Genomic DNA, 263 nt, shown 5'->3' on the forward strand with positions numbered 1-263 from the left:
CCCCATTTGATGGCGGCCGCGCCGGCAAGGAGCATTCCAACACCCGTTGAAATGGTGCCGAGAAAGCCCAGGCCGGCGCGAGCACCGCCAGCGGCGACGCCGCCGGCACCTCCGGCAGCGAGCATGCGCATATTGGCGAGAACGCGAAGAAACTTCGCGCCGAGCCACAGGCCGAACAGGATCTCGGTGGCATGGACGATGCCGCCGACCCCGTCGACCACCTCTTTCGCGCCCGACGCGAAATTCTGCATGCCGGTCTCGAC

The 263-nt window shown here is 66.9% G+C and carries 1 protein-coding gene; it reads right to left on the minus strand.

Annotated elements, in window-relative coordinates; translation table 11 throughout:
• Positions 1-251 (minus strand): hypothetical protein (locus tag EOD29_RS32555; RefSeq protein WP_206520570.1); only part of this gene is annotated, 251 nt, incomplete at its 3' end.
• Between the last annotated feature and the right edge of the window lie 12 nt (positions 252-263).

Origin of the sequence: Mesorhizobium sp. M1A.T.Ca.IN.004.03.1.1 (assembly GCF_003997555.1) — a bacterium.
GTDB lineage: Bacteria > Pseudomonadota > Alphaproteobacteria > Rhizobiales > Rhizobiaceae > Mesorhizobium.